The 12,805-nt window shown below is 70.2% G+C and carries 10 protein-coding genes; 5 read left to right on the plus strand and 5 right to left on the minus strand.

Annotated elements, in window-relative coordinates:
* Positions 1–20 precede the first annotated feature (20 nt).
* Positions 21–4,496 (minus strand): ATP-dependent helicase, encoded by a 4,476-nt coding sequence (locus tag ACYVGD_RS14880; RefSeq protein WP_460744558.1) that lies wholly within the window; start codon positions 4,494–4,496, stop codon positions 21–23.
* A 134-nt stretch (positions 4,497–4,630) separates the two neighbouring features.
* On the opposite strand from ACYVGD_RS14880, the gene ACYVGD_RS14885 reads away from it, so the two are divergent.
* The 5 genes from ACYVGD_RS14885 (at position 4,631) to rny (ending at position 9,304) form a co-directional block, all read left to right on the plus strand.
* Positions 4,631–5,497: a LuxR C-terminal-related transcriptional regulator gene (locus ACYVGD_RS14885; protein WP_460744559.1), complete on the plus strand. Its 867-nt coding sequence runs from the start codon at positions 4,631–4,633 to the stop codon at positions 5,495–5,497.
* A 31-nt stretch (positions 5,498–5,528) separates the two neighbouring features.
* Entirely contained in the window at positions 5,529–5,723 is a 195-nt protein-coding gene (locus ACYVGD_RS14890) for a DUF3046 domain-containing protein (protein ID WP_460744560.1), read from the plus strand.
* Positions 5,724–5,901: 178 nt separating this feature from the next.
* On the plus strand, positions 5,902–6,948 hold the full coding sequence (recA, locus tag ACYVGD_RS14895) for a recombinase RecA (RefSeq protein ID WP_460744561.1): 1,047 nt from the start codon (positions 5,902–5,904) through the stop codon (positions 6,946–6,948).
* Positions 6,948–7,457, plus strand: coding sequence for a regulatory protein RecX (locus ACYVGD_RS14900; protein WP_460744562.1), 510 nt, complete (start codon positions 6,948–6,950; stop codon positions 7,455–7,457). The genes recA and ACYVGD_RS14900 overlap by 1 nt, the downstream gene beginning before the upstream one ends.
* A 122-nt stretch (positions 7,458–7,579) precedes the next feature.
* Positions 7,580–9,304 carry a ribonuclease Y gene (gene rny / locus ACYVGD_RS14905; protein WP_460744563.1) on the plus strand — a complete coding sequence of 575 codons (1,725 nt, stop codon included), beginning with the start codon at positions 7,580–7,582 and terminating at the stop codon, positions 9,302–9,304.
* Positions 9,305–9,555: 251 nt separating this feature from the next.
* Here the strand turns inward: rny and ACYVGD_RS14910 are convergent, their stop codons facing one another.
* From ACYVGD_RS14910 to ACYVGD_RS14925, 4 genes are all read right to left on the minus strand, one after another.
* The gene (locus ACYVGD_RS14910; protein ID WP_460744564.1) at positions 9,556–10,407 is read right to left on the minus strand and encodes an amino acid ABC transporter permease; all 852 of its coding nucleotides are present in this window, start codon (positions 10,405–10,407) and stop codon (positions 9,556–9,558) included.
* Positions 10,404–11,090, minus strand: a complete 687-nt coding sequence (locus ACYVGD_RS14915) for an amino acid ABC transporter permease (RefSeq protein ID WP_460744565.1) — start codon at positions 11,088–11,090, stop codon at positions 10,404–10,406. Before ACYVGD_RS14915 ends, ACYVGD_RS14910 begins: the two co-directional genes overlap by 4 nt.
* Positions 11,091–11,178: 88 nt before the next feature.
* Positions 11,179–12,030 (minus strand): glutamate ABC transporter substrate-binding protein, encoded by an 852-nt coding sequence (locus ACYVGD_RS14920; protein WP_460744566.1) that lies wholly within the window; start codon positions 12,028–12,030, stop codon positions 11,179–11,181.
* Positions 12,031–12,064: 34 nt separating this feature from the next.
* Positions 12,065–12,793 (minus strand): amino acid ABC transporter ATP-binding protein, encoded by a 729-nt coding sequence (locus ACYVGD_RS14925; protein ID WP_460744610.1) that lies wholly within the window; start codon positions 12,791–12,793, stop codon positions 12,065–12,067.
* Positions 12,794–12,805: the final 12 nt, after the last annotated feature.

Genomic DNA, 12,805 nt, shown 5'->3' on the forward strand with positions numbered 1-12,805 from the left:
CCGCCCGAGTCTGGCGCTGTTCAGCCCCTCAGCCGGAACCCCTGCGGGCTCATCGTGAAGCCGGCCTCCTCAAGCGCTGCCCGCGCTGCACGGTGCTCGAACACGTGCGTGCCGTCGACCTTCTCGACCGTGATGCCTGTGGTCACGCCGCGGCGTACGGCGGCTGCCAGCTCGCCGAGGGCCAGCGCGAGCTCGTCGTCGTCCTCGGTGAACGTCAGCAGCGTCCGCGCCCCACGCTCGACGTAGCAGGCCAGCCGCCCGTCCACCTGGACAACCAGCGCCCCGGGCTTGCGACCCGGCCGATGACCGGCGCGCGGCTGGGGCCACTCGAGGGCGGCGCCGTACGCGTTCGCGGGATCGGTCGCCGCCAGCAGCACCGCACCGGTCGACGGTTGGTCGCGGAGCCTGTCGACTGTCGCCGCTGCGGCGAACTGGGCGGCGCCCAACCCGTCGATGAAGTAGCCGCGCAGGCACTGTCCCGACTCCTCCAGGCGGCTGAGGGCGCGGTAGGCGGGTGAAAACGACGCATCCGGCTGCTCCGCGAGGACGCTGCCACGGGTGAGCACCCCGTAGCGGTCGAGCTGGACGAGCAGCCGTTCGGCCTCGGCGACCCGGTCGGCCGGAGAAGTCGCCGACCATCGCCCGGCCGTCGTCTGGGACGTGGGCGTACGCACCTGACGACGCGACGCGCGCACCATGCCGGCGCGGCTGCGTGGGCGGGGAGGGCGGTGGGACTTCAGCGCGCCCGATGCGGCGAGGGCACGGACGGGGGCGAACGTGTCGCTGCGTACGCGGCCCGCCCAGACCAGCGCCCACAGGCCGAGCTCCCACTCCGACCGCGACCACTCCATGCCCACGTCGGCGCGTACGAGGTCGTCGAACCACCAGCCGCCGCCTTCGGCCAGACGCTCCCACAGGGCGTGGGCGGCGGGCGACTCGGGGAGGTCGCGGTGGATCGGGGCGGACCAGTCACCGGGCCACAGCCGAACCCAGCCGTCGTCGGAGCCGATCTGGCCGTCGCCGGTCCACGACACCTCGCCCGAGGCGAGCAGCTCGTCGAGCAGCGCGGGCGTGTAGCCCTCCACGCGGACGGGCAGGATCACCGACTCGAGCATGCTGGCGGGCAGGGCGACCCCTGCCAACGCGTCCACCGCGGTGAGGAGCCCGTCGAGCCCGGTCTGGCCGGAACCGACCCCCTGCCAGGCGGGCAGGAAACGCGCGTACGCGCTCTGGTCGACAGGTTCGACCGCCGACCTCAGCCGCGCCAGCGTCCGCCGCTTGATCAGCGCGAGCACCCGGTGGTGGCAGTATGCCTCGTCGTGCTCCGATCCGAAGTAGCGTCCGCGCACCAGCGTGGCGTCGTCGACCATCCTCTGGCAGGTGGCGCGGACGAGCCCGACGCCCAGACCGTAGCGCTCGGCCAGCGCGGCGGGGACGAACGGGCCGTGCGTACGCGCCCACCGCAGGACGAGGTCGCCGACGGGATCACCGTCCCCGAGCGCGACGACGCCGAACCCGGGTGGGGCGGGGACGCCGAGTCCGTCGTGGAGGCGGGGCAGGTCGTCGACCGAAGCCACCTGGGTCGCTCCCGCGATCCGCACCTCGAACACGCGCCGTTCCGCCAGAAGCGCGTCGACCGCCCCGTCGGCGTCCAGACCGTCGCACCGGGCAGTCACCTCGGAGCGGGTCAGCGGGCCCGTGGTGCGCACCAGGTCGAAGACCTGCTCCACCGTCGTGGCACGGCGCGTCGGCGCGAGCGACTGCAGCTCGGACTCGACCTCGGCGACCACCTCTGCGTCGAGGGTGAGGTCGAGCGCGTCGGAGCCGAGCAGCTCGGCCAGCAGCGACGGGTCGAGCGTCAGCGCGGCCGCGCGCTTCTCGGCCAGCGGCGCGTCGCCCTCGTAGACGAACTCGCCGACGTAACCGAACAGCAGGGACCGGGCGAAGGGTGAGGCCTCACGGGTCTCGACCTCGGCGACGGCGACCTCGCGCGTGGCGATGCGGCGCTGCAGGCCGACCAGCGCCGGCAGGTCGAACACGTCGTGGAGACACTCCCGCATGGTCTCCAGCACGATGGGGAAGTCGGGGTAGCGGGCGGCGACCGCCAGCAGCTGGGACGCACGCATGCGCTGCTGCCACAAGGGTGAGCGCGACCGCGGGTCGCGGCGCGGCAGGAGCAACGCCCGGGCGGCCGACTCGCGGAACCGGCTGGCGAACAGGGCCGAACCCCCGACCTCGTCGATGACGAGCCGCTCGAGCTCGTCGGGATCGATGACCACGAGCTCGGCCCCAGGGGGGGCGGCGTCGGTGTCGGGGACCTGGATGACGATCCCGTCGTTGGTGGCCGTGGCGTTGACCTGGACACCGCGGTCGCGGGCCTGACGTTCGATGGCGAGCGCCCAGGCAGACAGCACCGGGGTGCCGAGCGCGGAGTGGACGCACACGCGCCAGTCGCCGATCTCGTCCCGGAACCGCTCGACCACGATGGTGCGGTCCGTCGGGAGCTGTCCGGTCGCTCTGGCCTGCTCGTCGACGTACGTCAGCAGGTTCTCGACCGCGCGCTCGTCGAGGCCCGAGGAGGCCAGGCGTACGCGTGCCGCCTCCGGGTCGGCCGCGAGCTCGCGCAGGAACGTGCCCAGGGCCAGACCCAGCTCGGCCGGGCGCCCGGGCGAGTCACCTCGCCAGAAGGGGAGCCGGCCCGGTGTTCCCGGGGCGGGGGAGACCTGGACCTGGTCGTGAGTGATGGCCTCGATCCGCCACGACGATGTGCCGAGGGTGAAGACGTCGCCGACCCGCGACTCGTAGACCATCTCCTCGTCGAGCTCCCCGACCCGACGGGCGTCGCCGTCACCGGCCAGGAACACCCCGAACAGCCCGCGGTCGGGGATGGTGCCTCCTGAGGTGGTGGCGAGGCGCTGTGCGCCCGGGCGGCCGCGGAGCACGCCCGCCTCGCGGTCCCAGACGAGGCGGGGGCGCAGCTCGGCGAAGTCTTCGCTCGGGTAGCGCCCAGCGAGCATGTCGAGAACCGCCTCGAATGCGCTGCGCGGGAGGGTGGTGAAGTGGGCCGCCCCGCGCACGAGCGCGAACAGCTCGTCGACGCCGATCTCGTCGAGGGCACAGATGGCCACGATCTGCTGGGCGAGGACGTCGAGTGGGTTGGTGAGCTCGCGGACCTGTTCGATGCGTCCCTCGCGCATCAGGTCCACCACCAGCGCGGAGTCGAGCAGGTCACCCCGGTGGTCGGGGAAGAAGACGCCCTCCGACACGGCACCCACTTGGTGGCCGGCGCGGCCGACGCGCTGGAGCCCGCTGGCGACCGAGGGCGGTGCGGCGATCTGGACGACCACGTCGACCGCCCCCATGTCGATGCCGAGCTCGAGGCTCGAGGTGGCGACCACGCAGGGCAGGTCTCCCGACTTGAGATCGGCTTCGATGCGCGCGCGCTGCTCCTTCGACACCGAGCCGTGGTGGGCGCGCGCCACGGTGGCCGAGACGCCGCGGGTGGTGCCCGACTGGGCCGCCATCTCCGTCGGACGAGCGCCGGTGAGCGACTCGTCGAGGAGGCCCCGACGCTCGGCGTGGAGTTCGTTGAGGTGGGCGGTGAGACGCTCGGCGAGGCGACGGGAGTTGGCGAAGACGATGGTCGACCGGTGGGACTCGATGATGTTGAGCACCTCGCTCTCGACGTGGGGCCAAATCGAGCGTTGGCGCGGGTCGGGCGGGGTCCCCTCGACGGGCGCCGTCGTGGCGGCCGGGTCAGCCATGTCCTCGACGGGCACGACCACCCTCAGGTCCCACTGCTTGGCGGCCGGCGGGGCGATGACCGCCACGGGCTCGGTGGCGTGGAGGAACTCCGCCACGCGCTCGGCGGGGCGCACGGTCGCCGAGAGGCCGATCCGCTGGACCGGCCGGCCGACCAGCCGATCCAGACGCGCGAGCGTGAGCGCGAGGTGGGCGCCCCGCTTCGTCGCTGCGAGCACGTGGATCTCGTCGAGGATCACGGTGTCGACGTCGCGCAGGCTCTCGCGTGCCTGGGACGTCATCATGAGGAACAGCGACTCGGGCGTCGTGATCATGATGTCGGGTGGCCTGGTGACCAGCCGCCGGCGCTCCGCGGCGGACGTGTCGCCCGAGCGCACGCCCACACGAATCTCGGGCACCGGCTCGCCCAGGCGCTCGGCGGCCACCGCGATGCCGCGCAGGGGAGCCGTGAGGTTGCGCTCGACATCGACCGCCAGCGCCTTGAGGGGGGACACGTACAGGACCCGCGGGCCCCGGCGCTCGCCACGGGGTTCACGGGCCAGCCGGTCGATGGCGGACAGGAAGGCCGCCAGCGTCTTGCCCGATCCGGTGGGGGCCACCACCAGCGCGTGCCCACCCGACCCGATCGCCCGCCAAGCCTCGGCCTGGGCGGGGGTTGGCTCGGCGTATGCGCCCGTGAACCAGGCACGCGTCGCGGGGCCGAAGCCATTCATCGGGTCTGACATGGCGTCCATTGTGTCGGGTGCCTCCGACAGCTTTGGGCAGACGGCCCAAGTCATGTCCCGCTGGTCGGTCGGTTCCACGGACCGGCACGGCGCTTCTGGCGTAAGATCGGCAGACAAGGATCGACACAGTGGTCGGGGGCCTGATGGCACAACAGTCGCGGGACGGCGAGTCCGGGACCGACGAGCAGCGCATCATCGAGCGCGGGCTCGCGCGCGTCCGGGACGAGTCCGGCCTGCCGGTGGCCTTCTGGGGCCGCGTGGGCGCGGACGGAAACCGGCTCCACCTCGAGCAGTTCTCCGGCGACGTGATCGGTGCCCTCCGCGGGCTCGCCGTGGGCTTCGGCACCGGGATCGGCGGCAAGGCGGCGTCCATGCGGCGCCCCATGGCGGTCGACAACTACGTCGAGGCAGATCGCATCAGCCACCACTACGACCACGTGATCCGCGCCGAGCGGCTCCAGTCGGTCCTGGCGATCCCGATCGTGCTCAGCCGCAACGTGCGGGCCGTGATGTACGGGGCGACCCGTGAATCCACCTCGTTGGGCGAGCGCGCCCTGCGCTCAGCGGCCGAGGGCGCCCGCGAGATCGAACAACAGCTCGCCGTCTATCGCGCGCTGCGCGGGCGGGCGAGCTCGGCCCAACAGGTCGTCCAGGGCGACGGCTCCGGAGACGCCCCGTCGGCGGCCGACTGGGAGACGGTGCGAGCGACGTTCGCCAAGCTGAGGGTCATGGCGGCGAGCGTCGACGACCCGAAGCTCCGCCTTGAGCTCGCCACGCTCGCCGACGGGCTCACCGCCCCCGAGGCCGATCCCGGCGTCCACCTCACCGCCCGGGAGATCGACGTCCTGGCCTGCGTGTCGCAGGGGCTGACGAACGCCGAGACCGGCCGCACCCTGGGGCTCGGGCCCGAAACTGTGAAGAGCTATCTGCGCTCGTCCATGCGCCGGCTCGACGCGGGCACCCGCTGGGGCGCCGTGATCGCGGCTCGCCGTGCGGGCCTGCTGCCCTGAGCGCCCACCGGCGTACGCGTACACTCATCGGGTGACCGAGACCGAGCTGTGGCGTCGCCTGCGCGCCCACCTGGGAGAGTCGTACGCCGGGGTCTGGGCCGACCAGGTGACCCTGCGTGACCTCGGGTCCCGGACGGTTCGGGAGGCGATCGCCGCCCACGTGCCCTGCAAAGCGATCTGGCGCGCGGTCTGTGCCCAGCTCGAGCTCCCCGCCTCCGAACGCTGATGCGACACGCCGGTTCGCACCTTTTCCTTCGAACATCTGTTCGGTAAGTTGTTCACGTCCCGTCAGGGGCGGGCTGTCCACAGGCCCGGAGCGGTCGTGCCGAATTGTCGGTACCGCTGTCTAGCGTGGAGGACATCAGTCGAACACCCGGCGAGACGGGACAGAAAGGAAGGCCACCATGGCTGTTGCAGATCGCGCGAAGGCACTCGATTCGGCGCTGGCCCAGATCGAGAAGCAGCACGGCAAGGGATCGGTGATGCGGCTCGGTGACGAGACCCGGGCCCCGATCGAGACTATCCCCACGGGGTCGATCGCGCTCGACATCGCGCTCGGCATCGGTGGCCTGCCCCGCGGTCGCGTCGTCGAGATCTATGGTCCCGAGTCGAGCGGCAAGACGACGGTGGCGCTCCATGCCATTGCCAACGCCCAGGCCAACGGCGGCATCTGCGCGTTCATCGACGCCGAGCACGCGCTCGACCCCGAATACGCCAAGAAGCTGGGCGTCGACACCGATGCGCTGCTGGTCTCCCAGCCCGACAACGGTGAGCAGGCGCTCGAGATCGCCGACATGCTGGTGCGTTCCGGCGCCCTCGACCTCATCGTTGTCGACTCCGTGGCCGCGCTGACGCCGCGCGCCGAGATCGAGGGCGAGATGGGTGACTCCCACGTCGGCCTTCAGGCGCGGCTGATGTCCCAGGCGCTGCGCAAGATGACGGGCGCGCTGAGCTCGGCCGGCACGACGGCGATCTTCATCAACCAGCTGCGCGAGAAGATCGGCGTGATGTTCGGCTCTCCCGAGACCACCACGGGTGGCCGCGCGCTGAAGTTCTACTCGTCGGTGCGCCTCGACGTGCGCCGCATCGAGACGCTGAAGGACGGCACCGACATGGTCGGCAACCGCACGCGTGTCAAGGTCGTGAAGAACAAGGTGGCCCCGCCTTTCAAGCAGGCCGAGTTCGACATCCTCTACGGTCAGGGCATCTCCCGCGAGGGCAGCCTGATCGACATGGGCGTCGAGAACGGCATCATCCGCAAGGCCGGCGCGTGGTTCACCTACGAGGCCGATCAGCTGGGCCAGGGCAAGGAGAACGCCCGCAACTACCTCAAGAACAACCCCGACGTGGCCAACGAGATCGAGAAGAAGATTCTCGAGAAGCTCGGCATCGGGGCCAAGGTCGACGTGCCCGAGGGCATAGACCCGGTGACCGGTGAGGTCGACTTCTGATGCGTGACGAGCTGGCGGGCGACCCCGACGAGGTCGCCCGTCAGATCGTCCTCAGGGCGCTCACGATGCGGGCCCACTCCCGCCACGAGCTGGCCGAGACCCTCCGCAAGAAGGAGATCCCGGCCGAGTCGATCGAGCGTGTCCTCGACCGCATGGACGAGGTCGGGCTCGTCGACGACGAGAAGTTCGCGGCCTCCTGGGTCGAGTCCCGCCAACAGCGGCGTCACCTCTCTCGGCGGGCACTGCGGGACGAACTGACGCGCAAGGGGGTCGACCGCGAGGTGGTCGACCAGGCACTCGCCGAGGTTGACCCGTCCGACGAGCATGCGGCCGCGCTGGCGCTCGCCGAGAAGAAGCTGCGTTCGATGGGGCGTCTCGACGCCGCGGTGAAGCGTCGCCGCCTCGCGGGCGCCCTGGCGCGCAAGGGCTTCAGCCACGGCATCGTCAGCGCGGTCCTGGCGGAGGTCCTGTCAGGCCCCGACGAAGACCTGGCCGACCACCCGCACTGACCCGGGCCCCGCTGCCCGCCAGGGCTCCCGCGACTCGCCCCGACAGCCCGGTTGATGTGGGTCGCCCCCGGCCACTAGGTTCGAGGGGTTCTCCGGATCGGTGGGGAGCAGGGAAGGAACACGTGACCACCAGCGAGATCATCCAGCTCGGGCTCCTGATCGCGCTCCTCGTGGGCGTAGTCGTCCTCTTCCGCAGCGTGCGCCGCAGCCGGGAGATCGCGGCGGCCGAAGACGCCGCCCGAGCCAGGGCACTCACGGAGGTCCGTGAACGGGCCGAGGCCGAGGTCGCCGAGCTCCGTCGGGCCGCCGAGGTCCACGTAGCCGACCTGCGCCGACGCGCCGACGACCACCTCGCCGAGGCCGAGCGGACACGCACGGTGGCCGAGGCCGAGCGGGCCGAGGCCAAGTCCCGACGTGAGGCCGACCTCAGGCGCTTCCATGAACAGATGGTCGGGGAGCGCGACGAGCAGAAGCGACGGCTCGGTGCGGAGCGCGACGAGCACAGCCGGCGACTCGAGACCGAGCGCGCCGAGTTGCGTGAGCGCGTGGCCGCTGCCGACCGGCGCGAGGAACGTCTCGCCGAGCGTGAGGACCGTCTGGACGCCGAGTCCCGGTCGGTCGGCGAGCGGCTCGCCTCGATCGCCGAGCTGCGGGCCGCCGCCGAGGCCGCCAAGGCCGAGGCCGACGCCATGGGGGAGAGGCGCTTGACCGAGCTCGAGCGGGTCGCCGGGCTCACGCGCGACCAGGCCCGCACCGAGCTGCTGTCGGGGGTCGAGCACGATGCGCGACTCGAGGCCGTGGCGCTGTCCCGCGACATCGAGGAGGCGGCCCGCCGCGACGCCGACCGGGTCGCCCGCAAGACCATCGTCCAGGCCATCCAGCGGCTCGCCGCCGAGCAGACGGCGGAGTCCGTCGTCGCCACCGTCGCGCTCCCGGGCGATGACATGAAGGGCCGGATCATCGGGCGCGAGGGGCGCAACATCCGGGCGTTCGAACAGGTGACGGGTGCCAACGTGATGATCGACGACACACCCGGGACGGTGCTGCTGTCATGCTTCGACCCAGTGCGCCGCGAGGTCGCGCGCGTCGCGCTCACCGAGCTCGTCAACGACGGACGCATACACCCCGCGCGCATCGAGGAGGCACATGCCCGTGCCGAGCGCACCGTCGAGGAGGTCTGCCTCCGGGCCGCGGGGGACGCGGTCGCCGAGGTCGGCATCACCGACCTCGATCCCGGCCTGATGCCTGTCCTCGGTCGCCTCAGGTTCCGTACCTCGTACGGCCAGAACGTGCTCAAGCACCTCGTCGAGTGTGCCCATCTCGCCGGCTTGATGGCGGGTGAGCTCGGTCTCGACGTCGCCGTGTGCAAGCGTTCGGCCTTCCTCCACGACATCGGCAAGGCGCTCACCCACGAGGTCGAGGGCACCCATGCCATCGTCGGCGCCGACCTGGCCCGTCGCCACGGCGAGCACCCCGACGTCGTCCACGCCATCGAGGCCCATCACAATGAGGTCGAGCCCCGCACCGTCGAGGCCTTCCTCACCCAGGCGGCCGATGCGATCTCCGGCAGCCGGCCGGGTGCGCGCCGGGAGTCGTTGGAGGCGTACGTGAAGCGGCTGGAGCGCCTGGAGGAGATCGCCGCCCAGCACGACGGCGTCGACAAGGTCTTCGCGATGCAGGCCGGCCGTGAGGTCCGGGTCATGGTCGCCCCGGCCGACGTCGACGACCTGGAAGCTCAGGCCCTGGCCCGGGACATCGCCGCCGAGATCCAAGACGAGCTGACCTATCCGGGACAGATCCGCGTCACCGTCGTGCGCGAGAGCCGCGCCACGGGCATCGCCCACTGATCCCGGGCTCAGCCTCGACGGAGCCCCCAGCCGGCGTTGAACCGGTCTCCAGTTTTGGGCTGGGTCAGGGGTTGGGGCCTGCGCGGCAAGGGCCTGTTCCCGGTAGGTGACCGGGGGCAGGCCCTTGTTGCTGTCATGGGGCCTGTGATGGTTGAACCAGAAGAGGTCGTCGGTCAGCTCCGTGACGAGTTGGTCGATGGTTCCCCGAGCAGTTCAACGAACGGCTGCGGGGCCCCGCCATTTGGGACCGGTCACTCGTTGAGGGCGGCCAGATCGTCCATGTCGAGGCGGCCGGAGGTGCGCTTGGCCATCCGCTTCTCGAGCCAGCGGGCTACGACGGTGAGCAGCCAGTTCACGATCACGAACAGAGCGCCGATGACGATGAAGGTGACGATAAGGTTGCCCTGCACCGACGCCAGCGTCTGGCCGGCGCGCAGCAGCTCGGCGTACGAGATCATGTAGCCGAGCGCCGAGTCCTTCAGGACCACGACGAGTTGGCTGACCAGCGACGGCAGCATGGCCGTGATGGCCTGCGGCAGCAGGATCGTGCTCAGCGTCTGGCCCTGGGTGAGACCGATCGCCAGGCCCGCCTCACGCTGGCCCTTCGGCAGCGAGTGGACGCCCGAGCGGATGAGCTCGGCGATCACGCACGCGTTGTAGAACGTCAGGCCCGTGACCACGCCGGCGAGCGTGAGCATGAAGCCCGAGAACAACCCCGCGTATAGGTAGACGTAGTAGGAGAACAGCATCATCATCAGCACCGGGACCGCGCGGAAGAACTCGATGAAGATGCTCGCCGGCACGCGGATGACGGCGTTGTGGGACAGCCGGGCGGCCCCCAGGACGATGCCGAGGACACCAGCCAGGAGCACCGAGATGCCTGCGGCCTGAAGCGTGCCCATGAGGCCGGGGACGATGTACTGGGTCCACGTCTCGGGCTGGGCGAACGGCGCCCACTTCTCGGCCACGAGCTGGGAGCTCATGCCCCACACGAAGCCGACGAGGGCGAGGACGATCACGACCGCCGAGACGATCGACAGGACACGGTTGCGCGCGCGTCCCTTGGGACCGGGGGCGTCGAACAGGACTGCCTGGACACTCATCGCTGGACCGCCAGCTTCTGCGACCAGCGGGTGAACAGCAGGCCCACCGGAAGCGTCAGGATCACGAAGAACAGGGCCATGATCGCGAAGATCAACATGATGAGGTCGGCGTGCTGCTCGATCATGTCCTTCATCACATATGAGGCCTCCGCCACGCCGATGGTCGCGACGACCGTGGTATTTTTCGTCAGCGCGATCAGGGTGTTGCCCAGGGGTGCGATAGCTCCACGGAAGGCCTGGGGGAGGATGACCTCGCTCAGCGAATGGCGGAAGTCGAGGCCGATGGCGCGCGCCGCCTCGGCCTGGCCCAGCGGCACGGTGTTGACGCCGGAGCGCAGTGCCTCGGCGACGAAGCTGGCGTGATAGACCGACAGCGCCACCACGCCCCAGAAGAAGTTCGGCATCCAGATCTGGGAGTTCTTCCAGCCGGCGAAGGGGTTCAGGCCCATCGTGTTGAGGAAGCCCAGCGCACAGAACGCGACGATGAGCGTCAGCGGCGTGTTGCGGACGATGTTGACGTAGAGCGTCCCCAGCTTCTCGAGGAAGGGCACGGGGGACACACGTGCGATGGCGACGATCGTGCCGATGACGAGGGCGCCGATGGCCGACAGGACGGTGAGTCCGATCGTCATCACGCACGCCCACAGCATTTCGTCGCCGTACTCGCTGAAGAGCTCGGTCACTCCAGACACTGTTCTCCCTGGTTGGTGTTGCGGTGGTCACGGAGAGGGGGCGTACGCGGCCTCGCGTACGCCCCCCGGCGCGGCTGGATCAGCTGCAGCCCTCGGGCTTCGGCGGGTTGGTCGACGAGTCGGGCTCGAAGCCGGACGCGCCGACGGTCTTCTCCAGGGCCTTCTTCCACTCGCCGGAGGAGACCATCTTCTCGATGGCGGTGTTGACCTTGGTGCAGGTCTCGGTGTCCCCCTTCTTCACGCCGACGCCGTACTTCTCGGTCGAGAACGGCTTGCCGACGACCTTGAGCTTGCCCTTGTACTGTGGCTGGGCGGCGTAGCCGGCGAGGATGACGTTGTCGGTGGTCACTGCGTCGACGGCGCCGGAGGCGAGTGCCTCGACGCACTTGGAGTAGGTGTCGTACTCCTGGAGCTGGACGTCCTTGGCGTACTTGTCCTTGATGTTTTTCGCGGGCGTCGACCCGGCGACGGAGCACAGCTTCTTGCCGTTCATCGTCTCGGGCCCGCCGATCGCGGAGTCGGTCTTGACGAGGAGGTCCTGGCCTGCGATGAAGTACGGGCCGCCGAAGGACACCTTCTGCTTGCGTGCGTCGGTGATCGAGTAGGTCGCGAAGATCATCTTGACCTGGTCGCCCTGCAGCATCGTCTCGCGCTGGGCCGACGGGGTCTCCACGAACTGGATCTTGGCGGGGTCGTAGCCCATCTCCTTGGCGACGTACTTGGCGACCTCGACGTCGAAGCCCGAGTAGCCCGAGCCCTCCTTGAGGCCGAGACCCGGCTGGTCGAACTTGATGCCGATCTTGATGGCCTCGCCGCCACCGGCGTTGCCGCCGGGGGTCGAGCCGCCGCCGGCCTGGGTATTGCACGCGGCCATCGAGGCCGTCAGGACGAGACCGGCCGAGACGGCCAGGATCTTGCGGGTGGACTTCATGGTTCCTCCGGTGGGGTCGTTGGGACGCGGGTGTTCAGTGGGTGAGGATCTTGGACAGGAAGTCCTTGGCGCGATCGCTCTGCGGGTTGGTGAAGAAGGTCTCGGGGTCGTTCTGCTCGACGATCTGGCCGTCGGCCATGAACACGACGCGGTCGGCGGCCTTGCGCGCGAAACCCATCTCATGCGTGACCACGACCATCGTCATGCCCTGGTCGGCGAGGTCGACCATGACGTCGAGGACCTCGTTGACCATCTCGGGGTCGAGCGCGGACGTCGGCTCGTCGAAGAGGATGACCTTCGGGTCCATGGCGAGCGCACGGGCGATGGCGACGCGCTGCTGCTGACCACCCGATAGCTGGGCGGGATATTTCTGGGCCTGGTTGGCGACACCCACGCGCTCGAGCAGCTTCATGCCGCGCTCCTTGGCCTCGGCGGCCGACTTGCCGCGGACCTTGGTCGGGCCGAGCGTGACGTTCTCGAGGATCGTCTTGTGGGCGAACAGGTTGAACGACTGGAAGACCATGCCGACGTCGGCGCGCAGCTTGGCCAGAGCCGTGCCCTCCTCGGGCAGCCTCTTGCCGTCGATCGTGATCGTCCCGGAGTCGATCGTCTCGAGGCGGTTGATCGTGCGGCACAGCGTCGACTTGCCGGAGCCCGACGGGCCCAGGACGACGACGACCTCGCCCCTGCCGATCGTCAGGTTGATGCTTTTCAGCACGTGGAGAGGGCCGAAGTGCTTGTCCACGTCGGTCATCTCGACGATGGGCTCGCGGGT

It is taken from the genome of Mariniluteicoccus endophyticus (genome assembly GCF_054780035.1).

Bases quoted from the DNA above. Each gene is read 5' to 3' on its own strand.
- ACYVGD_RS14880 (WP_460744558.1), bottom strand. From the start codon at position 4,496: ATGGACGCCATGTCAGACCCGATGAATGGCTTCGGCCCCGCGACGCGT.
- ACYVGD_RS14885 (WP_460744559.1), top strand. From the start codon at position 4,631: ATGGCACAACAGTCGCGGGACGGCGAGTCCGGGACCGACGAGCAGCGC.
- recA (WP_460744561.1), top strand. From the start codon at position 5,902: ATGGCTGTTGCAGATCGCGCGAAGGCACTCGATTCGGCGCTGGCCCAG.
- ACYVGD_RS14900 (WP_460744562.1), top strand. From the start codon at position 6,948: ATGCGTGACGAGCTGGCGGGCGACCCCGACGAGGTCGCCCGTCAGATC.
- ACYVGD_RS14910 (WP_460744564.1), bottom strand. From the start codon at position 10,407: ATGAGTGTCCAGGCAGTCCTGTTCGACGCCCCCGGTCCCAAGGGACGC.
- ACYVGD_RS14920 (WP_460744566.1), bottom strand. From the start codon at position 12,030: ATGAAGTCCACCCGCAAGATCCTGGCCGTCTCGGCCGGTCTCGTCCTG.